This window comes from Actinokineospora lacus, from assembly GCF_053813445.1.
This window is the reverse complement of sequence record NZ_JBQERA010000017.1, coordinates 19,926-45,147: the sequence shown is the minus strand read 5'-3', so window position 1 is coordinate 45,147 and position 25,222 is coordinate 19,926. Positions and strand designations below refer to the sequence as shown.

At 73.0% G+C, this 25,222-nt stretch carries 25 protein-coding genes; 22 read left to right on the top strand and 3 right to left on the bottom strand.

Translation table 11 applies throughout. The features are described 5' to 3' along the window. From ACTG9Q_RS30760 to ACTG9Q_RS30670, 19 genes are all read left to right on the top strand, one after another. Positions 1-1,212, top strand: coding sequence for an aminotransferase class I/II-fold pyridoxal phosphate-dependent enzyme (locus ACTG9Q_RS30760; protein ID WP_455576454.1), 1,212 nt, complete (start codon positions 1-3; stop codon positions 1,210-1,212). Positions 1,213-1,215: 3 nt separating this feature from the next. After that, positions 1,216-2,442 carry a beta-ketoacyl-[acyl-carrier-protein] synthase family protein gene (locus ACTG9Q_RS30755; protein ID WP_455576453.1) on the top strand — a complete coding sequence of 409 codons (1,227 nt, stop codon included), beginning with the start codon at positions 1,216-1,218 and terminating at the stop codon, positions 2,440-2,442. Next, positions 2,442-3,293, top strand: a complete 852-nt coding sequence (locus tag ACTG9Q_RS30750; RefSeq protein ID WP_455576452.1) for a MaoC/PaaZ C-terminal domain-containing protein — start codon at positions 2,442-2,444, stop codon at positions 3,291-3,293. The genes ACTG9Q_RS30755 and ACTG9Q_RS30750 overlap by 1 nt, the downstream gene beginning before the upstream one ends. Next, a complete protein-coding gene (locus tag ACTG9Q_RS30745; protein WP_455576451.1) occupies positions 3,286-4,767 on the top strand; it encodes an AMP-binding protein in 1,482 nt (493 codons plus the stop codon). Before ACTG9Q_RS30750 ends, ACTG9Q_RS30745 begins: the two co-directional genes overlap by 8 nt. Beyond that, entirely contained in the window at positions 4,764-5,015 is a 252-nt protein-coding gene (locus ACTG9Q_RS30740; protein ID WP_455576450.1) for an acyl carrier protein, read from the top strand. The genes ACTG9Q_RS30745 and ACTG9Q_RS30740 overlap by 4 nt, the downstream gene beginning before the upstream one ends. Before the next feature lies 1 nt (position 5,016). Then, positions 5,017-6,015 (top strand): anthranilate phosphoribosyltransferase, encoded by a 999-nt coding sequence (locus ACTG9Q_RS30735; protein ID WP_455576449.1) that lies wholly within the window; start codon positions 5,017-5,019, stop codon positions 6,013-6,015. Beyond that, positions 6,008-6,820, top strand: coding sequence for a tryptophan synthase subunit alpha (gene trpA, locus ACTG9Q_RS30730; RefSeq protein WP_455576448.1), 813 nt, complete (start codon positions 6,008-6,010; stop codon positions 6,818-6,820). The genes ACTG9Q_RS30735 and trpA overlap by 8 nt, the downstream gene beginning before the upstream one ends. Further along, complete coding sequence (locus ACTG9Q_RS30725; RefSeq protein ID WP_455576447.1) at positions 6,817-7,191, top strand: ectoine synthase; 375 nt, start codon at positions 6,817-6,819, stop codon at positions 7,189-7,191. Before trpA ends, ACTG9Q_RS30725 begins: the two co-directional genes overlap by 4 nt. Before the next feature lie 22 nt (positions 7,192-7,213). After that, positions 7,214-8,353: an acyl-CoA dehydrogenase family protein gene (locus ACTG9Q_RS30720; RefSeq protein ID WP_455576446.1), complete on the top strand. Its 1,140-nt coding sequence runs from the start codon at positions 7,214-7,216 to the stop codon at positions 8,351-8,353. Continuing rightward, positions 8,353-9,027 carry a phosphoribosylanthranilate isomerase gene (gene trpF / locus ACTG9Q_RS30715; RefSeq protein ID WP_455576445.1) on the top strand — a complete coding sequence of 225 codons (675 nt, stop codon included), beginning with the start codon at positions 8,353-8,355 and terminating at the stop codon, positions 9,025-9,027. The genes ACTG9Q_RS30720 and trpF overlap by 1 nt, the downstream gene beginning before the upstream one ends. After that, entirely contained in the window at positions 9,024-9,734 is a 711-nt protein-coding gene (locus ACTG9Q_RS30710) for a hypothetical protein (protein WP_455576444.1), read from the top strand. The genes trpF and ACTG9Q_RS30710 overlap by 4 nt, the downstream gene beginning before the upstream one ends. Then, positions 9,731-10,918, top strand: a complete 1,188-nt coding sequence (gene metK, locus ACTG9Q_RS30705) for a methionine adenosyltransferase (RefSeq protein WP_455576443.1) — start codon at positions 9,731-9,733, stop codon at positions 10,916-10,918. Before ACTG9Q_RS30710 ends, metK begins: the two co-directional genes overlap by 4 nt. Positions 10,919-10,945: 27 nt before the next feature. Next, on the top strand, positions 10,946-11,695 hold the full coding sequence (locus ACTG9Q_RS30700) for a thioesterase II family protein (protein WP_455576442.1): 750 nt from the start codon (positions 10,946-10,948) through the stop codon (positions 11,693-11,695). Between the two features lie 49 nt (positions 11,696-11,744). Beyond that, complete coding sequence (locus ACTG9Q_RS30695) at positions 11,745-12,092, top strand: antibiotic biosynthesis monooxygenase family protein (RefSeq protein WP_455576441.1); 348 nt, start codon at positions 11,745-11,747, stop codon at positions 12,090-12,092. A 99-nt stretch (positions 12,093-12,191) separates the two neighbouring features. Further along, a complete protein-coding gene (locus ACTG9Q_RS30690; RefSeq protein WP_455576440.1) occupies positions 12,192-13,358 on the top strand; it encodes an acyl-CoA dehydrogenase family protein in 1,167 nt (388 codons plus the stop codon). Then, positions 13,358-14,359 (top strand): s-methyl-5-thioribose-1-phosphate isomerase, encoded by a 1,002-nt coding sequence (locus tag ACTG9Q_RS30685; protein WP_455576439.1) that lies wholly within the window; start codon positions 13,358-13,360, stop codon positions 14,357-14,359. Before ACTG9Q_RS30690 ends, ACTG9Q_RS30685 begins: the two co-directional genes overlap by 1 nt. Beyond that, positions 14,356-15,069 (top strand): acireductone synthase, encoded by a 714-nt coding sequence (mtnC, locus tag ACTG9Q_RS30680; RefSeq protein ID WP_455576438.1) that lies wholly within the window; start codon positions 14,356-14,358, stop codon positions 15,067-15,069. The genes ACTG9Q_RS30685 and mtnC overlap by 4 nt, the downstream gene beginning before the upstream one ends. Further along, positions 15,062-15,652, top strand: a complete 591-nt coding sequence (gene mtnB, locus ACTG9Q_RS30675; RefSeq protein ID WP_455576437.1) for a methylthioribulose 1-phosphate dehydratase — start codon at positions 15,062-15,064, stop codon at positions 15,650-15,652. The genes mtnC and mtnB overlap by 8 nt, the downstream gene beginning before the upstream one ends. Next, positions 15,649-16,224: a 1,2-dihydroxy-3-keto-5-methylthiopentene dioxygenase gene (locus ACTG9Q_RS30670; protein ID WP_455576436.1), complete on the top strand. Its 576-nt coding sequence runs from the start codon at positions 15,649-15,651 to the stop codon at positions 16,222-16,224. Before mtnB ends, ACTG9Q_RS30670 begins: the two co-directional genes overlap by 4 nt. 12 nt (positions 16,225-16,236) lie before the next feature. On the opposite strand, the gene ACTG9Q_RS30665 is transcribed toward ACTG9Q_RS30670, so the two are convergent. After that, positions 16,237-16,908, bottom strand: a complete 672-nt coding sequence (locus ACTG9Q_RS30665) for a DUF305 domain-containing protein (RefSeq protein ID WP_455576435.1) — start codon at positions 16,906-16,908, stop codon at positions 16,237-16,239. A gap of 71 nt (positions 16,909-16,979) precedes the next feature. Then, positions 16,980-17,732, bottom strand: coding sequence for a lytic polysaccharide monooxygenase (locus tag ACTG9Q_RS30660; protein WP_455576434.1), 753 nt, complete (start codon positions 17,730-17,732; stop codon positions 16,980-16,982). Between the two features lie 311 nt (positions 17,733-18,043). Between ACTG9Q_RS30660 and ACTG9Q_RS30655 the strand changes: the two genes are divergently transcribed. From ACTG9Q_RS30655 to ACTG9Q_RS30645, 3 genes are read left to right on the top strand one after another with little or no spacing between them, the layout of a single operon-like run. Beyond that, positions 18,044-20,095, top strand: coding sequence for a DNA gyrase/topoisomerase IV subunit B (locus tag ACTG9Q_RS30655; RefSeq protein WP_455576433.1), 2,052 nt, complete (start codon positions 18,044-18,046; stop codon positions 20,093-20,095). Between the two features lie 29 nt (positions 20,096-20,124). Beyond that, positions 20,125-23,895 (top strand): DNA gyrase subunit A, encoded by a 3,771-nt coding sequence (locus ACTG9Q_RS30650; protein WP_455576432.1) that lies wholly within the window; start codon positions 20,125-20,127, stop codon positions 23,893-23,895. 49 nt (positions 23,896-23,944) lie between these two features. Beyond that, positions 23,945-24,448, top strand: coding sequence for a ClpX C4-type zinc finger protein (locus ACTG9Q_RS30645; RefSeq protein WP_455576431.1), 504 nt, complete (start codon positions 23,945-23,947; stop codon positions 24,446-24,448). Here the strand turns inward: ACTG9Q_RS30645 and ACTG9Q_RS30640 are convergent. Next, on the bottom strand, positions 24,436-25,209 hold the full coding sequence (locus ACTG9Q_RS30640; RefSeq protein WP_455576430.1) for a TetR/AcrR family transcriptional regulator C-terminal domain-containing protein: 774 nt from the start codon (positions 25,207-25,209) through the stop codon (positions 24,436-24,438). The genes ACTG9Q_RS30645 and ACTG9Q_RS30640 overlap by 13 nt on opposite strands. Positions 25,210-25,222: the final 13 nt, after the last annotated feature.

Genomic DNA, 25,222 nt, shown 5'->3' with positions numbered 1-25,222 from the left:
GTGACTGCTGCATGGAACCGACTGGCGCCGCGCCTGGCGGCGATCCGCAAGCGGCTGGGCGCGCTGGAGTCCACCCCTGAGCGGCGCAACAGCTTCATGCCGTACACCCCCGAGCGCGATTCCGCCTACGTCGACCTCTACGGCGAGCGCCTGCTGATGATGTCCGGCTACAGCTATCTCGGCCTCGGCGGCGACGAGCGCGTCGTGGCCGCGGCCAAGGCCGCCGTCGACACCTACGGCACCGGCGCCCACGGCGTCCGGGCGCTGGCCGGGTCGACGCCGCTGCACGAGGAGCTGGAGGGCGAGGTCGCCCGGCTGCTGGGCCGGGAGTCGGCGCTGGTCTTCGGTTCCGGCTACGCGGTCAACGTCGGCACCATCGCCGCCCTCGTCGGCGCGGGCGACCACGTGTTCATCGACAAGTACGACCACGCCAGCATCGTCGACGGCTGCCAGCTCAGCGGCGCCACCGTCACCCGGTTCCGGCACAACGACCCCGACCACCTCGACCGCCGCCTGAGCGCGGCCGCGGGCGACGGCGTCCGGCTGGTGATCGTCGACAGCGTCTACTCCATGGACGGCGACATCGCCCCGCTGCCCGCCCTGCGGGAGGTGTGCGACAGGCACGAGGCCCTGCTGATGGTCGACGAGGCCCACGCCCTCGGCGTGATCGGCAAGTCCGGCCTGGGCATCGAGGACCACTTCGACTACCAGGTCAGGGCGGACATCAAGGTCGGCACGCTGTCCAAGGGCATCCCGTCGACCGGCGGCTGGGTGGTCGGCTCCCCGGAGCTGATGCTGTTCATGAAGTACAACGCCCGCCCGTTCCTGTTCTCCGCCGCCCTGCCGCCCGCGCAGGCGGGCGCCGCGCTCGCCGCCCTGCGGATCATGGAGGCCGAGCCCTGGCGGGTCCGCCACATCCAGCGCGAGTCCGCGCGCCTGCGGGACATCGTGTCCGCGGCGGGGATGCGCACGCTCTCGAGCGAGACCGCGGTCGTGCCGCTGGTCGCCGGGTCCGACGAGGCCGCCTACGACTACGCCACCGCGTGCCGCAAGGCCGGTGTGGTCGGCATCCCGGTCGTCTCGCCCGCGGTGCCCAACACCCTGGCGCGCCTGCGGATCGCGGTCACCGCCCGGCACTCCACAGAGGACATCGACACCGCCGCCGACATCTTCCTGCACGCCGCCCGCCAGTGCGGCCTGATCGAGGGCTGAGCCATGTCCGCGCAGGTCGTGATCACCGGAATGGGCGTGGTGACCCCGGCGGGCTGCGACCTGGACACGTTCTGGGCGCGTCTGCTGGGCGCCCGCTCCCCGGCCGTACCATTGTCCGATGTGGACTTCGGCGGTGCCAGGGTGCCGTTCGGCTGCCGCGTCGAGGGGTTCGACGCCGTGCTGGCCAAGGGGGACGTGCTCACCGCGAAGGAAGCCCGCCGGATGGACCCGTTCGCCAGGTTCGGGCTGGCCGCCGCGCTGGCCGCGCACCGCCACGCGGGCGCCCCGGCGCCCAACCCGGCGCGCACCGCGATCGTGGTCGGCACCGCGGTCGGCGGGCGGGCCACCAGCGACGCCGAGAGCGCCAACTTCTACCTGCGCGGCCCGGCGCGGGTGAACCCGCTGATGCCGCTGGTGACCATGCCCAACTCGGCCGCGGCGCTGATCGCCATGCGGCTGGGCTGGCACGGCCCGGCGCTGACCGTGGCCACCACCTGCGCCAGCGGCGTCGACGCGGTCGGGCTGGCCGCGGACATGGTCCGCTCCGGCCGGGTCGACGTGGCCATCGCGGGCGGGTGCGAGTCCACGCTGACCCCGGTCAGCCTGGCCGGTTTCGCCAACCTCAACGCGATGTCCACCCGCGACGGGGACCCGGCGCGCGCGTCACGGCCCTTCGACGCCGACCGCGACGGGTTCGTCATGGGCGAGGGCGCCGGGTTCGTGGTGCTGGAGCGCCGCGCCGACGCCCTCGCCCGGGGGGCGCCCGCGCACGGGGAGATCCTGGGCTACGCCGCCACCGCCGACGCCCACCACCTGGCGATGCCGCTGCCCGACGGCGCGGGCGCGATCGCGGCGATGACCGGCGCGCTGACCGAGGCGGGCCTGTCGCCGCGGGACATCGGGCACGTCAACGCGCACGGCACGTCCACCCCGCACAACGACCGGGCCGAGGCCATCGCGCTGCGCAAGGTGTTCGGCTCGTCCGGCCCCCCGGTGACCGCCACCAAGGGCGTCACCGGCCACCTGATCGGCGCGGCCGGGACCGTCGAGCTGATCGCCACCGTGCTGGCCCTGCGGGCCGGGACGGTCCCACCCACGGCCAATCACGAACGGATCGAGCCTGACATGGACATCGACGTGGTGCACGGAACTGCGCGGGCGGCATCGGGTCCCGCGCTGTCGAACTCCTTCGGCTTCGGCGGCCACAACGCGTGCCTGGTGGTGTCGTGATGACCACGACGACGCACACCACCAGCGACATGCGCGCGGTCACCGCCGCCGAGATCGCCGCCTACCGCGCGGTCCTGCGCGAGGCCATCGGCTCGACCACCCCGACGGTGGGCGTGCCGCAGGCGTCCCCGGTCTACCCGTTCGTGATCTCGTCGCCTGCCTTCGAGCAGATCATGGACCAGCTCACCGCGGGCGGCGGGCCGCGCCCGGTCAACGTGCACCTGAGCCAGGAGGTGCACCTGCACCGCCTGGTGCGCCCCGGCGAGCGGGTCGCCGTCGACGCCGAGATCACCGCGGCCCGCCGCGAGCCCAAGGGCGCCCGCCTGGCCATCCGGACGGTCCTGGTCGGCGACGACGGCGCGCTGCTCGCCGAGCTGCTGACCGGCGCGCTGCTGGTCGACGCCACCGCCCCGGAGCCCTTCGGCGACATGCCCGCGGGCGCCACCCTGGCGGCGGGCCCCGGTCCCCGCGAGAGCACCACCGTGGAGTGCGTGATCCCGCGCGAGACCGTGCGCCGCTACTGCGAGGTCTCCGGGGACCGCAACCCGATCCACACCGACGACGCCGCCGCCGTCGCCGCGGGCTTCCCCGGCGCCATCGCGCACGGCATGAGCGTGCTCGCCCTGGTGTGCGAGGACGTCATCGACCGCTTCGCGGGCGGGGACGCCGCGCGGATCGCCGGGATCGGCTGCCGGTTCTCCGCCCCGGTCCGCCCGGAGGAGCCACTGTCCATCGTGTACCAGACCGACGGCGGGCCGACGGTGAGGTTCTCCTGCAAGACCGAGCGCGGCACCGCCTTCAAGGCGGGCTGGGTCACGGTCCGGCCGGACGGCGAGGCCAGTGATGGCTGAGCCCGCCTGGGAGATCGTCACCGGGTTCCGCCGACAGGCGCAGACCCGCCCCGCCGCCCCCGCGCTCCTGTGGCACGGCGCCGAGATGTCCTACGGGGAGCTCTACGGCCGCGCGCTCGTCGAGCGCGACCGGATCTGCGCGCTGGGCCTGCGCCCGGGGCAGCCGGTCGGCATCCTCGCCGACAAGTCGCCCGCCGCGGTCGCCCTGGTGCTGGGCGCGCTGCTGGCCGAGCGGCCGTTCCTGCTGCCCTCGCCCGCGCTCGCCGACGTCACCCTGGCCACGCTGTTCGCCCAGGCGGGCTGCACCCATGTGCTGTCCCCGGCGGGGCAGGAGCGCGACCTGCCCGCCCCGGCCCCGGTCGAGGCGCCCGAGCCCCTCGGCGACGACATCTCCTTCATGCTCACCACCTCCGGGTCCACCGGGCTGCCCAAGATCGTGCCGCTGCCCGGCGCCGGGATCGACCGCTTCGCCGGGTGGGCCGCGCCGACCTTCGGCATCGGCCCCGGCCGCTCGGTGCTGAACGTGGCCCCGCTGAACTTCGACATCTGCCTGCTCGACGTGTGGACGACGCTGGCCTACGGCGGGCGGGTCGTGCTCGTCGACCCGGCGCACGCGGCCAACGGGCGCAGGCTGCACACGCTGCTCACCGAGCACGAGGTGCACGTCGTGCAGGCGGTGCCGATGTTCTTCGGCCTGCTCGCCGAGACCGCCGCCACCCGAGGCGGGGTGTTCGAGCGGGTCGAGCACGTCATGTTCACCGGCGACGCCATCCCGGCGCACGTCCTGCGCGCCCTGCCCGGCCTGTTCCCCCAGGCGCGCGTGCACAACATCTACGGCTGCACCGAGACCAACGACAGCTTCGTGTACGAAGTGGACACCTTCGACGAGCAGGCGCGCTCGGTGCCGATCGGCGACCCGCTGCCCGGCGTCGCCACCCTGGTCGTCGCCGACGGCGCCGTGCTCGATGGCCCCGGCGAGGGCGAGCTGTACGTCTCGACCCCGTTCCAGGCCACCGGCTACCTCGACCGGGCCCGCACCGCGGAGAAGTTCCTCGCCCACCCGGCCGGGGCCGACCACCGGAGCTGGTTCCGCACCGGCGACCTGGTCCGCCGCGGCGCCGACGGGTCGGTCGAGCTGATCGGCCGCGCCGACTTCCAGGTCAAGGTGCGCGGGGTGGCGGTCAACACCGCCGAGGTCGAGGCCGCCCTGCTCGCCCACCCCGACGTGCTGGAGGCCGCCGTCCGCGCGGTGCCGGACCCGATCGCCGGGCGCACCCTCGCCGCCGCGGTCCACCGGGCCCCCGGCAGCGGGCTGACCAGCCTCGCCCTGCGCGAGCACTGCGTGGCCACGCTGCCCCGCGCCGCCGTGCCCGGCTCGCTGCGCCTGAGCGACGAGCCCCTGCCCAAGACCGCCACCGGAAAGGTCGACCGCGCCGCGGTCAACCCAGAACACGTCGAAAGAAGGGTGTCATGAGCAACGTCGACACGATCACCAAGTACGTCGTCACCGAGTTCCTGCCGGACGTGGGCGGCCTGACCCCGGACTACGACCTGCTCGCCAACGGCGTCGTGGACAGCCTTGGCCTGCTCAAGCTGATCGCCTGGGTGGAGGACCACTTCGGCGTGGAGGTCGGCGACGACGACCTCGACCCGGAGAACTTCCGCACGGTCGCGGCCATGGACGCCTTCGTCGCCCGCGCGTCGGTCACCGCGAGCGCCTGACATGCACGAGGTGATCACGGCCCTGCTGACCGGGCGCGGCGGCGTCCACGTCGCGGCCTGGCACGGCCTCTGGGACCGGCTCGACGACGGCGCCCTCGACCGCGCCGAGGTCGCGGCCCTGCTCGGCACGCTGGCCACCCGGCTGCCCGAGCGCGACACCCTGCGGGCCCTGGTCGCCTCCCTGCGCGAGCGGCGGCCGAGCGCCGGGGCGACGTGGCCGGGCACGGTCAACATCGTCGGCACCGGCGGGGGCCCGCGCACGTTCAACGTCTCCACCGCCGCGGCGTTCACCGCCGCGGCGATGGGGGTCAAGGTGGTCAAGTCCGGCTCCCGGGCGTACACCGGCAGCGTCGGCTCGGTCGACCTGCTGGAGCGCCTGGGGGTCCGGCTGACCCGCTCGCCCGCCGAGACCGAGGCCGCGCTGGCCGCGCACGGGGTCGCCTTCGTGGGGCCCCACGTCTATCCCGCGCAGCTGACCAAAATGGCGCGGCAGCTCGTGCCGCTGGGGTTGCGCCCGTTCGGCCGGTTCCTCAACTCGCTGGGGCCGTTCCTGGCGGAGGTTCCGGTCTCCGCGCAGGTGACCGGGGTGTCGGCGGCGGCGCCGCTGGCCGAGCTGTGCGGGCTGGCCGCGGCCGAGCCCGTCAAGCGGGTCTGGCTGTGCGCCAACGCCGCAGGCGCCGACGAGCTGCTTCCCTTCGCCGACAACACCATCTACCGCAACGACGGCGTCGAGCTGACCCGCCACCCCACCGTGGTCGGCTCCCTCGCCGATCTCGCCGAGTCCGAGACGCTGATCGAGCACTTCCGCGCGGTGCTCTCCGGCACCGGCAACCCGGTGGCCACCGAGGCCGTGTGCCTCAACGCCGCCGCGCTCGCGGTGGCCAGTGACACCGAGCCGCACTGGGAACTGGCCCTGGCCAAGGCCCGCGCCGCGGTCGCCGACGGCGCCGTCACCGACCTGCTCGACCGGATGGGCGCCAGGGTGATGGCCCATGGCTGAGTTCTTCACCGGCGGGAAGCCCGGCCTCGCCCTGTTCCTCAACGCGGGCGACCCGCCGCTCGACCGGCTGGGCGAGCTGCTGGGCGTGCTCGACGAGTCCGGAGTGGGCTGCGTCGAGCTGGCCGTGCCGTTCCCCGACTCGGTCACCGACGGCCCGGTCGTGCGGCGCTCGGCGGACCGGGCCCTGGCCCAGGGCGTCGACCTGTTCGCCGTGCTGGACTTCATCGCCAGGACCCGGTCGTCCCTCAAGCGGCTGCGCGTCGCGCTGCTGGCCGACTGGAGCCATTCCCTGCGGGGTCTGACCCCGGAGGACGTCGCCATGCGGGCCGTCGATTCCGGTGTGGACGGAATCCTGGCGCACGGATTGCCGCCGAGGCTGCGCGGGCGCCACTTCGACGCCGCCGACGCCGCGGGCCTGCCCGTGGTGACCACCTGCTACCACCGGGTCTCCGGCCCGGAAGTGCTCGCCGAGGCCGCCGCGAGGGCGACGGCCTACCTGTATCTCGTGGCCCACTACGGGCGCAGCGGAAGCGCGCCCGCGGCGGGCTACGCCGAGTTGGCCGACACCGTGACCACCCTGCGCGCGACGGCGACGGCGCCGATCGCGGTCGGGTTCGGTGTCCGGACACGGGAGGACGTCCTCGCCATCCACAGAAGCGGGGCCGACGCGGTGATCGTCGGCTCGGCGGGGGTGGCCGTGGTCGAACGCGCCGTGGTCCAGGGCCGGGACGTGCTCGCCGACGTCGATGAGTTCGTCCGGTCGCTCCACCCTGTATCCCCTGTCACCTCCGGGAGCCATCCATGATCATCCGCGAGTTGGACAACGTTCGCACCGTCGACTGGGGCAACGGCCTGAGCAGGCGGTTCCTGGTCGAGTCCGATGGACTGGGCTACACCCTGACCGACACCACCGTCCGGGCGGGCACCAAGTCCCGGCTGGAGTACCGCAACCACCTCGAGGCCTGCTACTGCATCGAGGGCACCGGCGAGGTCCAGGACCTCGACGGCAACACCTTCCCGCTGACCCCGGGCACCCTCTACGCCCTGGACCAGCACGACGCGCACTTCCTGATCGCCGACCCGGACTCGGACCTGCGACTGGTGTGCGTGTTCTCCCCGGCGCTGCGCGGCGACGAGGTGCACAGCCTCGACGAGGCGGGCTTCTCCCACTACTGAAAGAGGAAGGCGGCGACCAGCCGTGATCGAGTGGACCCCCGACCAGGCCGAGCTGCGGGCGGGCATCGCCCAGTGGTGTGACGCCCTCAGTGCCGACCACATCGCCCAGGACGAGGCGGGCGAGTTCTCCTGGGACAAGTGGAAGCTGATCCAGCGCGCCGGGATCACCGGGCTCCCGTTCGACGAGGAGTACGGCGGCCTCGGACAGGACCTGGTGACCACCATGGCCGTGCTGGAAGCCCTCGGCGAGGGCAACCGCGACGGCGGCCTCAGCTTCTCGGTGACCACCACGATGGCCAGCACCGGCGTGCCGCTGAACGACTTCGGCACCCCGGAGCAGAAACGGCGCTACCTCACCGGGATCTGCTCCGGGGAGACCGTCGGCGCGCACGCCATCACCGAGTCCGAGGGCGGCTCCGACGCCCTGCGCATGCGTACCGTCGCCAAGCGCGACGGCGACGGGTTCGTGCTGAACGGCGGCAAGACGTTCGTCAGCAACGGGCCCATCGCCGACGTCATCGTGGTGTACGCGTGCACCCGGCCCGGCGGGGGTCCGCTCGGCATCACCGCGTTCCTGGTCGACCGCGACTCACCCGGGCTGCGCTTCGGCAGGCCGATGAAGAAGATGGGCCTGCGCACCTCGCCGCTGTGCGAGCTGTTCCTCGACGACGTCCGCGTGCCCGCCGACCGGGTGCTGGGCCGCGTCGGCGGCGGGTTCATGGTGCTCAACCACGTGATGCAGCGGGAGATCCTGTTCTCCTTCGTCGTCAACGCGGGGGAGATGCGCCACCGCCTGGAGCGGACCCTGGCCTACGCCAAGGAGCGCAGCGCCTTCGGCAAGCCGATCGGGCAGCACCAGTCGATCGGCAACAAGATCGTCGACATGATGATCCGGCTGGAGACCTCCCGCAAGTGGCTCTTCGACACCGGCCGCAGGCTCGCCGACGGCCACAACGTGACCACCGAGATCGCCATCGCCAAGCTGCTGACCAGCGAGTCCAACATGGCCACCAGCCTGGCGGCCGTGCAGATCTTCGGCGGCCACGGCTACATGTCCGAGCTGGGTCTTGAGAAGGACGTCCGCAACGCCGTCGCGGGCACCATCTACTCCGGCACCACCGAGATCCAGTACAACCGCATCGCCTCGATGCTGGGGCTGTGATGGGCACGCCACTGCTCAAGGTCTGCGGCGCCACCAGCGCCGAGGACGTCGGCACCCTGGCCGCGGGCGGCGCGGACCTGGTCGGGCTGTGGCACGGGGTGCCCGGCGGCGGCGCGGAGCTGTCGCGGGAGCGCCTGGCCCGGCTCGCGGCGGCCGCGTCGGCCGCCAGGGTCCGCCCGGTCCTGGTCACCTTCCTCGGCGACCCGGCCGTCATCGCCGACGTGCTGGTCTCCGCCGGGATCGAGTGGGTGCAGCTGCACGCCTACCAGTCGCCGCTGGTGGTGCGCGAGCTGCGGCGCCTGGTCCCCCGGGCGGTCGTGGTCAAGGTGCTGCACATCTCCGACGACGAGTGCGTGGAGCGCAGGCTGATCCCGGCCTACGAACGCGCGGGCACGGACATGTTCCTGCTCGACCGGGTCGACGGCGGGCGGGTCGGCAGCACCGGCCTGCCGCTGGACGAGGACCGCGCCATCGCCGTCGCGGCCCGCTGTTCGGCGCCGTTCCTCATCGCGGGCGGCATCCGCGCCGAGACCCGGTACCCGCGGCTGGCCACCGAACCCGGGTTCGCCGGTGTCGACGTCGACACCGGCGCCCGGGACGCGGCGGGCCGCTTCGACCGGGCCGCGGTCGAGGCGCTCGCCGCGGCGTGGACGCCCATGGAGGCCACCGGATGAGCACCCGCTTCCTCGACGCGCTCCTGGCCGCGGACCGCCCGCTGGTCATGGAGGTCAAGCGCCGCGACCCGCACGGCGGCGACCTGCTCGCCGGGCGCGCCCCCGCCGACGTCGTCGCCGAGTACACCGCCGCGGGGGCGGCCTGCCTGTCGGTGGTGACCGGCAAGTGGTTCGGCGGGACGATCGGGCTGCTGGACGAGGTGGCCGCGGTGACGTCCCTGCCGATCCTGCAGAAGGACTTCATCACCCGCGCCGACCACATCCGCCGCGCCTACGACCACGGCGCCGCCGCCGTCCTGCTCACCGCCGGTCTGCTGCCGCTGACCGCGCTCGGCCGCCTGGTCGAGGCGGCGCTGGCGCTGGGCATCACCCCGTTCGTCGAGGTGACGACCACCGCCGAGATCGAGGCGGTGCCGCACCCCGGCGACTGCGTGATCGCGGTCAACAACAAGGACATCAAGCGCGCCGAGCGCGACCCGGCCGACCTCGGCCGCAGCCTGCGCCTGCTGCCCGCGGTGCAGGCCACCGGCACCCGCGCCCCGGTCAGCGCCAGCGGCATCGACGACCCGGTCACCGCCGCGGGCCTGCTCGACGCCGGGTACGTCGGGCTGCTGGTGGCGACCTCGCTGCTGCGCGCCGGAAACCTCACCGCCTGGCTGGCCGACCTCGACCGGGCCCGCCTGCTCACCCTGAAAGGGACGCCATGACCAGCCGCCTGTTCACCTCCGAGTCGGTCACCGAGGGCCACCCGGACAAGATCTGCGACGCGATCAGCGACACCATCCTCGACGCCATGCTGGCCGCCGACCCGCGCTCGCGCGTGGCGGTGGAGACGCTGGTGACCACCGGCCAGGTGCACGTGGCGGGGGAGGTGACCACCTCGGCGTACGTCGACATCCCCGGCCTGGTGCGCTCGCGGGTGCTGGAGATCGGCTACGACTCCTCGGCCAAGGGCTTCGACGGCGCCTCCTGCGGGGTCAACGTCGCGATCGGGGCGCAGTCCCCGGACATCGCCCAGGGTGTGGACACCGCGTATGAGTCGCGGGTCGAGAACGAGGAAGACGAGATCGCCCGGCAGGGCGCCGGTGACCAGGGCCTGATGTTCGGCTACGCCTGCGACGACACCCCGGAGCTGATGCCGCTGCCGATCGCCCTGGCGCACCGCCTCGCGCGGCGCCTGACCAAGGTCCGCAAGGACGGCACCGTCCCCTACCTGCGCCCGGACGGCAAGACGCAGGTGACGGTGGAGTACGCCGGGGACACCGCCGTGCGGCTGGACACCGTGGTGGTGTCCTCCCAGCACGCCGACGGCATCAGCCTGGAGGGCATGCTGGCGCCCGACGTCCGCAAGCACGTCGTGCTGCCGGAGCTGGAGGACCTGAGCCTGGACACCGAGGGCGTGCGGCTGCTGGTCAACCCCACCGGCCGCTTCGTCATCGGCGGCCCCATGGGTGACGCGGGCCTGACCGGCCGCAAGATCATCGTCGACACCTACGGCGGCATGGCCCGCCACGGCGGCGGCGCGTTCTCCGGCAAGGACCCGTCCAAAGTGGACCGCTCCGCCGCCTACGCCCTGCGCTGGGTGGCGAAGAACGCGGTGGCGGCCGGTCTGGCCACGCGCATCGAGGTGCAGGTCGCCTACGCGATCGGCAAGGCGGCGCCGGTCGGCCTGTTCGTGGAGACCTTCGGCACCGAGACCGTGGACCCGCTGAAGATCCAGCAGGCGATCCAGGACGTGTTCGACCTGCGCCCGGCCGCGATCATCCGCGACCTCGGCCTGCTGCGCCCGATCTACGCCCCCACGGCGGCGTACGGGCACTTCGGCCGCACGGACGTGGACCTGCCCTGGGAGCGCACCGACCGCGTCGACGCCCTCCGCGCCGCCGTCTGAGGACAACGAGACACAGGAAGCGACGAGATGGCCAAGCACCCCCCGGCCGCGCTGCGGCTGGTCTGCCTGCCCCCGGCCGGGGGGTCCTCGGCCACGGTCAAACCCTGGCGGCGCGCGCTGCCCCCGGAGTTCACCGTCCAGCCGGTGGACCTCCCCGGCCGCGGCACGAGACGCGCGGAACCACCCCCGGCGTCACTGGAGGCCGCCGCCGCCGCGGTCGCCGAGACGGCCGCCGGGCCCGACCCGTACGCCCTGGTCGGCCACAGCCTGGGCGGCCTGCTCGCCTTCGAGGCCGCCCGGCACCTCGACACCCGCCCCGACCTGCCCGGCCCGAGGTTCGTCGTGCTGGCCGGGGCCCGCCCGCCGCACCGGTCCTCAGCCGCGGTCTTCGCCCCCCTGCTCGGCGGCGACGACGACGAACTCCTCGCCGCCCTGTGCCGCCTCGGCGCGGCCAACCCGAGCCTGGCCACCAGCCCGCTGCGCGCGCTGTTCCTGCCCGCCCTGCGCGCCGACCTGCGCCTCATCGCCGACTACCACCCGGACCCCGCCGCGGCGCCGGTCGGCGCGGACCTGGTCGCCTGGAACGCCATCGGCGACCCGCTCGCGCCGCCGGAACTCGGCCGGGAGTGGGCGGGCTACACCGCGGGCCGGTTCAGCGCGCACGCCTTCGACGGCGACCACTTCTTCCTGTACTCCCAGATCGACGCCGTGGTCGCCGCCCTGCGCGCGGAAATGTCGGCACGGGACCCGATGGCCGCGGTGGGCCATTCGGAGTAGAAGCCGATACTCCCTTGCGCCCGGCCCCGCTCACGGTTTCGATACCCGCGTGAACACTGGGGACCGACTCGCCGAGACACCGGAACCGCCCTACTACGCGGTGATCTTCTCCTCCGTGCTGTCGCCGGACTCCGAGGGCTACGCCGACGCGGGCGCGCACATGTTCGACCTGGTCACCACCACCCCGGGCTACCTCGGCGCCGACCACGCCCGGGAAGGCGTCGGCATCACCGTGGCCTACTTCCGCGACGAAGCGGCCATCGCCGCCTGGCGCGAGCACCCCGAGCACGTCGCGACCCGCGAGCGCGGCCGCGCGCAGTGGTACGCCGCCTACGAGATCCGCGTCGCCAAGGTCGAACGCGCCTACGGCTTCCGCAAGTCCGAAGTGGACAGGTGATGCCGGTCACGCCCTTCCGTCCCGGATGGTGAGGGGAGGGGTGCGGCGCAACCCTCGCGGGGCATACTTCCCCTCCGGAGCACGCCGGGAGGGAAGCCGATGAGCACGCAGTGGGTGGACGCCGCGCGGAGGGTGGCCAGGGCGCTGGCCGCCGACGCCGTCGAGCGCGAGGCCAAGGGCGGTGAGCCGCTGGCCGAGGTCGGCCTGCTGCGCGCGCACGGCCTGCTGCCGTTGCTGGTGCCCGCCGACCAGGGCGGCCACGGCGCCGACTGGGCCACCGCGCACCGGGTGCTCGCCGAGATCGCCGCAGCGGACGCCTCCGTCGGGCACCTGCTCGGCTACCACTACCTGCACGTGTGGCGGCTGCGCCTGTTCGACCGCCCGGAGTTCGCCGCCGAGTGCGAGCGCGCCACCGTCGAGCACGGCTGGTTCTGGGCAGGGGTGGCCAACCCGCGCGACGACGCCCTCGTCATGTCCGATGTGGATGGTGGACACCTGGTCAGCGGGCGCAAGATGTTCGCCACCGGGGCCAGCGTGGCCGACCGCCTCGTGGTCAGCGCCGCGCGCGGCCCGGCGAAGGTGACCTTCGTCTGCCCCGCCGACGCCCCCGGCCTGCGCCCCCTCGGCGACTGGGACAACCTCGGCCAGCGGCTCTCGGCCAGCGGCGGCGTGGAGTTCACCGAGGTCTTCGTCCCCGAGTCCGACGTCCTCGGCGCCCAGCCCGCGCCCGCCGCCCCGGGGTACAGCCGGGCGAACCTGCCCGCGCTGGGCTTCCAGCTCGTGCTCAGCCGCGTCCTGACCGCCACCGCCCGCGGCGCGCTGGCCACCGCCGCCGACCACACCCGCCAGTTCACCCGCGCCTGGCCCGCCTCCGGCGTCGAGCGGGCCGTGGACGACCCGCACACGCTGGCCGCCTACGGCACCCTGCTCGCCCGCACCGACGCCGCCGACCTGCTCGTCGACCGCGCCGCGGCGGCGTTCGCCGACGCCGACGCCGCGGGCGCGGCGCTGACCCCCGAGCAGCGCGGCGCGACCGGCCTGGCCATCGCCGCGGCCAAGGCCGTCGCCTCCGAGCTGGCCACCGACGTCACCAGCAGGGTGTTCGAGCTGACCGGCGCCCGCGCCACCGCCAGCCGCCACGGCCTGGACCGCTTCTGGCGCAACGCCCGGACGCTCACCCTGCACGACCCCGCCGTCTACAAGGCCGCCGAGGTGGGCAGGCACCTGCTCACCGGGGAACTGCCCCCGGTCACGGGCTACAGCTGATGGAGCCGACGCTCGCGCACAGCGTGCGCATCGATGAGGCGGGCGTGCACATCCTCGACCGCCGCCGCTTCCCGTTCGAGCGGGTCTGGCTGCGCTGCGAGAGCGCCGCGGAGGTGGCCAAGGCGATCGCCGACATGGTCACCCAGTCCTCGGGGCCGTACTTCGCGGCGCTGTGGGGGATGGTGCTCGCCGCCCGCGCCGCCGCCCCCCTGCCGCCCGAGGCCGCCCGCGCCGCGATGGCCGACGCCGCGGCGCTGATCGTGGCCGCCCGGCCCACCAACGACCACCTCGCCAAGGCCGTCTCCCACGTCCTGGCCGCGGTCGGACCGGGCGCCGACCTGGTGGCCGACGCCGTCCGCGGCGCCGAGGCGGGGGACGCGGAGTACCGGGAGCGCAGCCGCGCCCTCGGCGAGCACACCGCCGCGCTGCTGCCCGACGGCGCCCGCGTGCTCACCCACTGCTGGGCCGACCTGTACCTCACCGAGACCGTCGCCGCCGCCCAGCGCGCGGGCAAGGCGCTGTCCTTCGTGTGCACCGAGACCCGCCCCTACCTGCAGGGCGCCCGCCTCACCGCCGAGACCCTCGCCGAGATGGGGGTGGAGACCACGCTCATCACCGACGGCATGGGCGCCGCCGTGCTGTCCACGGGCATGGTCGACGTGCTGCTCACCGCCGCCGACCGGGTCGCCATGGACGGCCACGTCGTCAACAAGGTCGGCACCCTCGGCCTCGCCGTGGCCGCCCACGCCTTCGGGGTGCCGTACCTGGCCCAGGTCCAGGCCCCCGACCGCACCGCCAGGAGCGCCGGGGACATCCCGATCGAACACCGCGACGGCGAGGACGTGCTGCACACCCTGGGCGCCCGCACCGCGAGCACCCGCGTCCGCGGCCACTACCCGGCCTTCGACGTGACCCCGCCGCGCTACGTCACCACCGTGGTCACCGACCGCGGACCGCTGCCGCCCGACGCGCTGAACCGCTACTGGGAAGGAACCCCGTGACCGTCTCCGTCGACTGGGTCGTGCTCGACATCGAGGGCACGATCATGCCCACCAGCGGCGTGCACGTCGTGCTCTACGACCACGCCCGCCCCCGCCTGGGCCCGTGGATCGACGCGAACCCGACCGACCCGCAGGTCGCGGGCGCCGTCGCCGAGATCCGCGCCGAGGCCGGGCTGCCCGCCACCGCGGGCACCGCGGAGATCGTCGAGGTCCTGCACGGCTGGATGGCCGCCGACCGCAAGGCCACCCCGCTCAAGACCCTGCAGGGCCTGATCTGGCAGGACGGCTACGCCCGGGGCGAGCTGGTCTCGGAGTACTTCCCCGACGTCGTGCCCCGGCTGCGCGCCTGGCACGCCGACGGCGTCCCGATGGCGGTGTTCTCCTCCGGCTCGGTCGCGGGGCAGATCGCCTCCTTCTCCAGCACCACCGAGGGCGACCTGACCGGGCTGTTCCGCCACCACTTCGACACCGTCAACGCGGGCCCCAAGCGCGAGGCCGCCTCCTACGCCGCGATCGCCGAGGGTCTGGGCGGCCCGGCCCCCGACCGCATCCTGTTCCTGTCCGACGTCCCCGCCGAGCTGGACGCCGCCGCCGAGGCGGGGTGGCGCACCCGCGGCCTCGCCCGCCCCGGCGAGCCCTACGCCGACGCCGACTTCGGCGCGCACCAGGTGGCCAAGTCGCTCGCGGAGATCGAGGTCGTCCATGCTTGACGCCGGGGCCGCCCTGGCGGCCGAAGCCGCCCGCTACACCGCGCTGGGCTGGATGCGGGGCACGTCGGGCAACCTCTCGGTGACCCTGTCCCGGGACCCCCTGCGGCTGGCGGTGACCGCGTCCGGACTGGACAAGGGGGAACTCTCGGCCACCGACCACGTCGTCGTCGACGCCCGCGGGGAGGCGGTGTCGCCCTCGGCGCTGCGCCCGTCGGCCGAGGCCGGTCTGCACGCGCGGATCGCCCTGGTGTCGGGCGCCGGGGCCGTCGTCCACCTGCACATGCTGGCGCCGGTGGTGGCCGCCGAGCTGTGGCCGGGCGGGATCGTGCTGCGGGACCTGGAGATGCTCAAGGGCTTCGGGCGCGCGGCCGAGGACGACGAGGTCACCATCCCGGTGGTGCCCAACAGCCAGGACATGCGCGTGCTCGGCGACGCCTTCGAAGCCGGGTTCGACCCGTCGACGCCCGCCCTTGTCGTCGCCCGGCACGGGGTGTACGTGTGGGGGGACGACCTGGTCTCGGCCCGGCACCGGGCCGAGTGCCTGGAGTGGATGCTGCGGTTCGCGACGGAGGTGACACGGTGACCCTGCTGACTGTGTGGGCGGACACCGACCCGGCGGTCGAGGTCGTGCGGACCTCCGACGCCGCGGAGATCGGCGCGGCGCTGGCGGCGCTGGGGGTGCGGTTCTCCCGGTGGGACGTGGTCGAGCTGCCCGCCTCGCCGTCCTCGGAGGAGGTCCTGGCCGCCTACCGGGCCGAGGTCGACGCGGTGATCGCCGCCGAGGGCTACTGCCACGTCGACGCGGTGTCGATGTCGCCGGAGGACACCCCGCTGTGGCGGGAGAAGGCCGCGGCCGCGCGGTCGAAGTTCCTCTCCGAGCACACCCACGACGACGACGAGGACCGGTACTTCGCGCGCGGGTCGGGCATCTTCTACCTGCACGCGCGGGGCAAGGTCCACGCCGTCCTGTGCGAGGCGGGCGACCTGCTGAGCGTGCCCGCGAAGACCACCCACTGGTTCGACATGGGCACCACGCCGGACTACGTCTCGATCCGCTTCTTCCACGACGAGGACGGCTGGGTGGCCGACTTCCTGCCCGACTCCATCGCCCACCGCTTCCCGACCTACGACCAGATCACCGCGCGCCCGCGCTGATCGCGGAAACCCTCAGCCCGCGCCGAAGTTCAGCAGGGCGCTGATCTGCCCGGTCCGCGACCGCACGACCTTGTCCGCGAACGCCTTGACGTCCGGGCTCACCCCGTCGGCGAGTTCTTGGCGGGCCATCTCCACCGCGTTGTGCTGGTGGCCGGTCAGCACCGTCACGAACTCGCGTTCGAACTCGCCCTCCGGGGCCCGCCCCAGCTCGGCGATCGCCGCGGGGTCGGTGAGGGGCATGCCGCCGTGGTGGGCGTGCGCGTCGGGGTTGGTGTCGACGGTGGCCGGGTGGCCCCAGGCGCGCAGCCACGCGCGCATCTGGGGCACCTCGGAGTTCTGGGTGGACCCGATCGCGGCGGCCAGCTCGGCGACCTCCGGGCGGACCGGGCGCGAGGTGGCGAGGGCGACCAGTTCGATGCCCTGCTCGTGGTTGGCGATCGCCATCTGCAGGTACATCACGTCGGCCAGGTTGTAGTCGCCCACCGGGGGAGCGCCCTCGGAGGGCGGCGCCGTCGAGGCGGGGCCCGCCGACGGGGAAGTGCCTGCCGACTGGGCGGCGGGCGCGTGGCCGTGGGCGGGGGCCGCCGACGAGGCGAACTCGGCGGGCAGGGGGCCCGAGCAGGCCGCCAGCATGGCCAGCGCGGGCACGGCCAGCGCCAGGGCGGACAGCGCCAAGCGCCGCATGGGGACTCCTGGATGCCGGGGCGCCGGTGGAGCCCGCCGCGTCGCGGGCTCCACCGGCTGGGTCGGTCAGGTCAGACCCGCGCCCAGAGGGCGGGGGTGGTGGGCGGCTCCCAGCCGGCCAGGGCGGTGTGCGCCTGGATGCACCGGTAGGAGGAGCCGTTGTAGGTCACCGTCGAGCCGACCGAGTACGCCGTGCCCGGGGACCACGTGCCGCTGGCGGGCGGCGTCGTCGTGGGCGGGCGCGTGGTGGTCGGCGGGCGGGTGGTGGTCGGCGGGGTGGTGGTGGTCGGCGGGGTGCCGCCACCGCCGATCTGCACGTCCACGCAGTTGTAGAAGGCCATCGGGGTGTCGGCGATGTTCCAGATGGCCAGCACCTTCTGCCTGCCGCTGAACCCGCCGAGGTTGACCTGGTGGGTCACCGTCGCGCCGGGCTGGCGGCCGCCGTCGTTGAACAGCGCGACGCGGGTGCCGCCGATGTAGTACTCCCAGGTGGAGGTCGAGTGCCGCGCGGTGAGGACCCAGTTGAACGACACCGACGAGCCCACCGAGGTGGCCCGCCACGGTCGCGAGTCGTCGTTGAGCACGGCGAACTGGGACAGCCCGCCATGGCAGTTGCGCTGGCCCTTGGGGCCTTCCACGCTCTGCGGCTCGTAGACGATCGAGCCGCAGTTGCTGACGGTGCCCGCGGCACACTGCGCCTGCCTGCTGGGCGGTGAGGAGATGTAGCCGTGCGCGGCGGCGGGGGAGGCGGGCAGGGCCAGCAGCATCAGCGGGCTGATCCCGACACCGGCCGCCATGACGGCGAACTTGCGCTTGAGTTTCATTGTCTGCTCCTCCACGGGGGCGGACTGCGTTTCCGCCGGAAGGCTCCGGCGCAGGGGACGAAACGGGCAAGCAGTGGGACGGCCTGCAACCCGATGTGGAAGTTGAGCTTTGGTCTAGACCATAACCAGCGCTCCGATCACCCGTCAAGACCAGCCGGGTGCTCCGGTCGCTGAGGGAAATTTCCCAGTCGGCGACCCGGCATCACAGCAGGTGGACGCGGGGGACGGCGCGGCTGTCGGGCACGCCGGATAGCCTCCGGTACGTTGGGACACCTGTTCGACTTGAGAAGCCATTCCCGGGGAGCGACGAAGTGACTGCCGAGACCCTCTACGGCGCCGACGACCTCACGCACCTCGAGGGCCTCGAGGCGGTCCGCAAGCGTCCCGGCATGTACATCGGCTCCACCGACAGCCGCGGCGTGAACCACCTGTTCACCGAGGTCGTGGACAACTCCACCGACGAGGGCGTGGCCGGGCACGCGAGCAGGGTCGTGGTCACCCTGCACGCCGACGGCAGCGTCCAGGTCGACGACGACGGCCGCGGCATCCCCACCGGCGTGCACGCCAAGTCCGGGCTGTCCGGGGTCGAGCTGGTGCTCACCCGCCTGCACGCGGGCGGCAAGTTCGGCGGCTCGGGGTACAAGACCTCCGGCGGCCTGCACGGCGTCGGCGCCTCCGCGGTCAACGCCCTGTCCCTGCGCTTCGACGTCACCGTCAAGCGCGAGGGCAAGGTGCACGAGATGTCCTTCGCCCACGGCGTGCCCGGCGTCTTCGACGGGCCCGGGCCGAAGGCGAAGTTCACCCACCAGTCCGGGCTGCGCGTCACCGGCAAGACGAAGCGCGCGGAGCCCACCGGCACCTCCATCCGGTACTGGCACGACACCCGCTACTTCGAGAACGGCGCCGCGCTCGACATCGAGACCGTCCGCACCAAGCTGCGCAACACCGCGTTCCTGGTGCCCGGCGTGACCTACGTGCTGCGCGACGCGACCGAGGGCGCGATCGGCGATGAGCACTTCCACTACCCCGGCGGCCTCGCCGACATGGTCACCTTCCTGGCCCCGGACAGCGAGCGCGAGGTCTGCGCCCCGCTGCTGATCAACGGCGAGGGCGTCTACTTCGAGAACGCCGCCGACGAGAACGGCGTCATGCGGTCCAAAGTGGAGCGCCGGGCCGAGGTCGAGGTCGCGCTGCGCTGGGGCACCGGCTACGAGCGCACGGTCGAGTGCTTCACCAACACCATCCGCAACGTGCACGGCGGCACCCACCGCAAAGGCTTCGAGCGCGGCGCGGTCAAGGCGCTGCAGGAGGCGATCTCCCGCACGCGCGGGCTGCTGAAGCCCAAGGAGGACATGCCCACGCTGGAGGACGTGCTGGAGGGCATGACCGCCGTCGTGCACGTGCGCATCCCCGAGCCGCAGTTCACCTCCCAGACCAAGGACGAGCTGTCCACAGCGGGCATCACCAAGGTCATCCAGGGCGTGGTGGACAAGCACATCCGCGCCTGGAGCGACGACCGGCGCACCAAGTCCGAGGCCAAGGTCGTCCTGCAGAAGATCGTCGACGCGGGCCGGGTGCGGATCGCGCAGAAGCACCAGAAGGACGCCGCCCGGCGCAAGACCGCCCTCGAAGGCGCGGCGATGCCCGCCAAGCTGGTCGACTGCCGGACCACCGGGGTCGCGCGCAGCGAGCTGTTCCTCGTCGAGGGCGACAGCGCGCTCGGGTCGGCGCGGATGGCGCGCGTGTCGGAGTACCAGGCGCTGCTGCCGCTGCGCGGCAAGATCCTCAACGTGCAGAAGGCCAGCCTCGCCGACACCCTGCGCAACGCCGAGATCGCCGCGATCGTCCAGGTCCTGGGCTCGGGCACCGGCCGCACCTTCGACCTGCCCGCCATGCGCTACGGCCGCGTGATCATCATGGCCGACGCCGACGTCGACGGCTCGCACATCCGGACGCTGCTGATCACCCTGTTCGCCAAGTACATGCGCCCGGTCATCGAGGACGGCAGGCTGTACGCGGCCATGCCGCCACTGCACAAGGTGCAGACGAAGGGCCGCAACTCGCAGACCTTCTTCACCTTCACCCAGCGGGAGATGGAGAGCAAGGTCGCCCAGCTGACCAAAGCGGGCAAGCAGATCATCACCCCCGTCCCCCGCTTCAAGGGCCTCGGCGAGATGGACGCCGACGAGCTGTGGGACACCACCATGAACCCGGCCACCCGCAGCGTCCGCCGCATCACCATGGACGACGCCGAGGCCGCCGAGGCCGCCCTCGACCTGCTGATGGGCGAGAAGGTGGAACCCCGCCGCGCCTGGCTGGTCGACTCCGCCGCGCGCGTCGACCAAGACGCCATCGACATCTGAGTCCCCGCCACACGAGGAAGCCCGAACACATGGCACGCCGCAAGGCCGTCTCGACCAAGGTCGACCCCGCCGCCTTCGACCGGGCGGGCGCACAGGTCTTCGACAACCCGCTGAAGACCGAGATCGAGGACTCCTACCTGGAGTACGCCTACTCGGTCATCCACGCCCGAGCCCTCCCGGACGCGCGAGACGGCCTCAAGCCCGTCCACCGCCGCATCCTGTTCTCGATGAACGAACAGGGCTACCGCCCCACCCACGCCTACGTGAAGTCCTCCCGCGTCGTCGGCGACTGCATGGGCAAATACCACCCGCACGGGGACATGGCGATCTATGACGCCATGGTGCGGATGGCGCAGGACTTCTCCCTGAACGCCCCACTGGTCGACGGGCACGGCAACTTCGGCAGCCCGGACGACGGCCCGGCGGCGAGCAGGTACTGCCTTGTCGGTGACACTCGCATCCGGCTGGCCGACGGCACCAGTCCGCGGATCGCCGATCTCGTCCCGCTAGCCCCGGACAGCGAGGCGGTGGTCGACTTCGAGGTCTTGGACAAGGACGGCAAGGCCGTCCGCGTGGACCGGGTGTTCAACTCGGGCGTGCACCCCACGATCCGCATGCGGACCCAGTCCGGGTACCGGCTTCGCGGCAGCGAGAACCACCTGGTCCTGTGCCTCGAGGCGCCGATGGGGGTGCCGCTGTTCCAATGGCGGAGGCTGGACGAGCTGACGCCGGGCATGGTCGTCTGCGTCGCCCGCAACGCCTGGATGAACGTCGTGCCCACTGCTCGCGAGTACATGCTCGGGGTGCTGGCAGGCGCATGGGTGTCCGAGGGGTGGGCGAGCGCCGACCGCGCGGGCTTCAACAACACCGACGAGCACTACTTCAACGAGGTCCTGCACGCCTACGACAACATGGTCGGCGGCCAACGGTACGTCTCCACGCGGCAGACCCGCGTGGACCGCCGGACCATCCACGAACTCGATGTCCAGGAATACCGGGGCGGGATGGACGCGTTCCGGAACGGTCCGCTCGCGGAGATGATCGGTGTGCGGGCGAGCCAGAAGACGGTCCCGGAATGCGTGTGGCTCGGAGGGTGGGGCGTGAAGCGCGCCTTCCTCATGGCCGCGTTCGAGGGCGACGGTGGCCCGCGGGTCGCGAAGGACGGGTTCACCGTCCATTACTCGACCTATAGTCAGACGCTGGCCGCTGAGCTGCAGGAGTTGCTGGCCGAGTTCGGCGTGCTGGCGCGGCAGCACCGCTACACCCGTGCCAGCGGTGCTGTGGAGTACCGGCTCATCATCTCGGGCCTGCGCAACGTCCGGGCGTTCGTCGAGCGCGTCGGCTTCATGAAGACCAAGCAGGACAAGGTGGTCGAGCTGCTGCGGCGGTCGCCGCTGAGGCCGCACAGGCTCAGCGGGGACAGCGTGCCGTTCGTCGCGGACTACGTCCGCGGCGCGCTGCCCGAAGGCCGTGGCGGTGGTCGCAAGTGGCTTTCCCGGCACAACTTCGACCGCGTCGAGCGCTGGGAGACCGAACGGCTGCGGATCATCGACCGGTTCAAGGACCCCGAGGTGCTGGCCACGATTCTGCCGGTGATGGATTCCGGCTACCGGTTCGAGACCGTCAGCGAGGTCGTTCCGGACGAGGCGGCCGAGGTTTACTCGGTACGGGTCGTCTCCGAAGACCACTCCTTCCTCGCGGGCGGCTTCGTCAACCACAACACCGAAGCCCGGATGTCGGCCGAGGCGATGCTGCTCGTCGGCGAGCTTGACGAGGACACCGTCGACTTCCGGCCCAACTACGACGGCTCGCTGCAGGAGCCGTCCGTGCTTCCGGCGGCGTTCCCGAACCTGCTCGTCAACGGCTCGTCGGGGATCGCCGTCGGGATGGCGACCAACATGATCCCGCACAACCTCGGCGAGGTCGTCGCGGCGGCGCGGTGGCTGGTGAACCACCCCGAGGCCGATCTCGACAAGCTGATGGAGTTCATCCCCGGGCCCGACCTGCCCACCGGCGGGATGCTGCTCGGGCTCGACGAGGTCCGCAAGGCGTACGAGACCGGGCGCGGGGTCGTGCGGATGCGGGCGCGCACCGAGATCGGGCCGCTGGAGGGGAGCCGGGGCAGGCAGGCGATCACCGTCACCGAGCTGCCCTACCAGGTCGGCGCCGAGAAGATCATCGAGAAGATCACCGATGAGGTGACCAAGACCAAGCGGCTCTCCGGGATCGCCGACGTCAAGGACCTCACCGACCGGGAGAACGGGACCCGGCTGGTCATCGAGTGCAAGGTCGGGGTGAACCCGCAGGCGCTGCTGGCCGACCTCTACCGGCTCACCCCGATGGAGCAGTCCTTCGGCATCAACAACCTCGTCCTCGTCGACGGCCACCCGCGCACGCTCGGGCTCAAGGCGCTGCTGGAGGTCTACCTCCGCCACCGCTTCGAGGTGGTCACCCGCCGCACGCGGTTCCGGCGCAAGAAGCGCGAGGACCGGCTGCACCTGGTCGAGGGCCTGCTCAAGGCGCTGCTCGACATCGACAAGGTCATCGCCCTGATCCGCTCGAGCGACGACGCCGCCGCGGCGAAGGCCGGGCTGATCACGCGCTTCGAGCTCTCCGACATCCAGGCGACCTACATCCTCGACACCCCGCTGCGCCGCCTGACCAGGTTCGACCGCATCGAGCTGGAAGCCGAGCAGGACAAGCTGCGCAAGGAGATCGCCGAACTCTCGGAGATCCTCGACGACGAGAAGGTGCTGCGCAAGGTCGTCTCCACCGAGCTGGCCAAGGTCACCAAGGACCTCGCCGAGGAGCGCCGCACCGCGCTGATCGACGGCGACCTCAAGGAGGTGCTGGCGGCCAGCAAGCCCGCGGGGCCGCTGGAGGTCGCCGACGACCCGTGCCAGGTGCTGCTCTCGGCCACCGGCCTGATCGCCCGCACCGCGGCGGAGTCCGAGGAGTCCAGCGAGGCCCGCAGGCGCAACGGCCGGGTCAAGCACGACGCCGTCTCCGCCTCCGTGCACACCACCGCCCGCGGCCAGGTGCTGCTGGTGTCCTCCCGCGGGCGGGCGTTCAAGGTGGACGTCCTGCCGCTGCCGGTGCTGCCCGAGCAGAGCGGGACGGTCTCGCTGTCCGGGGGGATGTCGGCGGGCGAGCTGGTCCCGCTGGAGAAGGACGAGCGGGTCGTCGGCATCGCGCCGCTGGGGGAGCCGGTCGAGGGCTCGCCCGGCCTGGCGCTGGGCACGCGCCTGGGCGTGGTGAAGGTGTGCGCGCCGGACTGGCCGGTGCGCTCGGACGAGTTCGAGGTCATCTCCCTGCGCGACGGTGACCAGCTCATCGGCGCGAGCTGGCTGGCCGACGGCGCCGAGACGCTGGCGTTCGTCACCTCGGAGGCGTCGCTGCTGCACTACCCGGCGTCCCTGGTCCGCCCGCAGGGCCCCAAGGGCGGCGGCATGGCGGGGGTCAGCCTGCCCGCGGGGGCCAGCGCGGTCTTCTTCGGCGCGGTCCGCACCGACGACCCCGACCACGGCGAGCCGATGGTGGTCACCGCGACCGGCAGCACGATCAAGGTCACGCCGCTGGCGCAGTTCCCCACCAAGGGCCGGGCCACCGGCGGCGTCCGCGCGCACCGCTTCCTCAAGGGGGAGGTGGCGGTCACCCTGGCCTGGATCGGTCCCCGCCCGGCGGGTATCAGCCGCACCGGGTCGGCCGTCGAACTGCCCGATCCCGACCTCCGCCGCGACGGCAGCGGCTCGGCCCACCCCGGCCCGGACATGGTCGGTCACCTGATCGAACGCGACTGACGTCTAGCACTCCTAGACATCTGGCCATGCGTCTAGCTAGCCTAGACGCATGGCCATCAACGACGACCTGCTGCGCCAGGCCCGCGCCGCCGCCCTGCGCCTGGCCGAGGCCCAGGAGCGGGCGGAAGCCGTCCGCGCGGACTACCACCACGCGGTGCGGCGGCTGCACCTGGCGGGCGCCTCGCTGCGGGAGATCGCGGAGGCGCTGGAGATCAGCCACCAGCGGGTGCACCAGATGGTGGAGGAGGCCGGGGGCACCCCGGGCTGGAAGCCCCGCCGCAAGCCCGCCGCCCTGGCCTGCTCGTTCTGCGGCGCCGTGCAGTCCGACCCGGCCGCCCTCGTCGCGGGTCCGGGCGTGTTCATCTGCCGCGCCTGCGTCACCCACTCCGGCGAGGCGCTGGAGGCGGCCAGCGTGCTCCCGACCCCGCTGGTGTGCTCGTTCTGCGACCGCCCGGCCGCGGAGGTCGACCACCTGATGAGCGGGCCCGGTGTGCGCATCTGCGAGCGCTGCGTCAAGTTCTGCGGCGAGATCGTCGACGCCTACCTCGGCTGACGGGCGGCGATGCCGTCGAGCAGGATCGACAGCCCGCTGTGGAAGCCGCGCATGGCGTGCCACTCCAGGTACGGCGTGCAGTCGTCCGGCGGCTGTTCCCCGTCGGACTCCACCCACGACACCATGGGGAAGCGCTCGGCGAAGTCCGGCACGGTCTCGACCAGGATGGGGGAGCGGGCGTACCACCAGTCCTCGTCGCTCTGGCCGGTCGCCTCGGCGGCGGTGCGGGCGTCGGTGACGGTCTGGGCGGAGCCGCGCACGTAGTTCATCAGGGTGCCCACCGCGCCGCGGGCGGCGCCCGCGGTCAGGCCGGTGCGGTGCAGGATGGCGGCGAGGGTTTCCAGGGACGTGAACTCGTTGGGCCCGAGGACCGGGCGCGCCTGGGAGATGTGCAGCAGCCACGGGTGGCGCAGGTGGAAGGCGAGGCTGTCGGCGGCCCACGCGGTCAGCGCGGCGCGCCAGTCGGGGTCCGGGTAGGACGTGGGCAGCTCGGCGAGGGCGCGGTCGTACATCAGCTCCAGCAGCTCGCCCTTGCCGGGAACGTAGGTGTACAGCGCCATCGCCGTGCGGCCCAGGCGTTCACCGACCGCGCGCATGGACACCGCGGGCAGCCCGTCGGCGTCGGCGATGGCGATGGCCGCCGCGACGATCCCGTCCACGGTGAGCCCTTGGCGGGGTCCGGGGCGGGTTGAGGCCGTGGGGACCTGCCACAGCAGCGGCAGGGAGCGGGCGGGGTCGCCCTGGCCTGCGTAGACAACCACCTTGCCTCTCCTT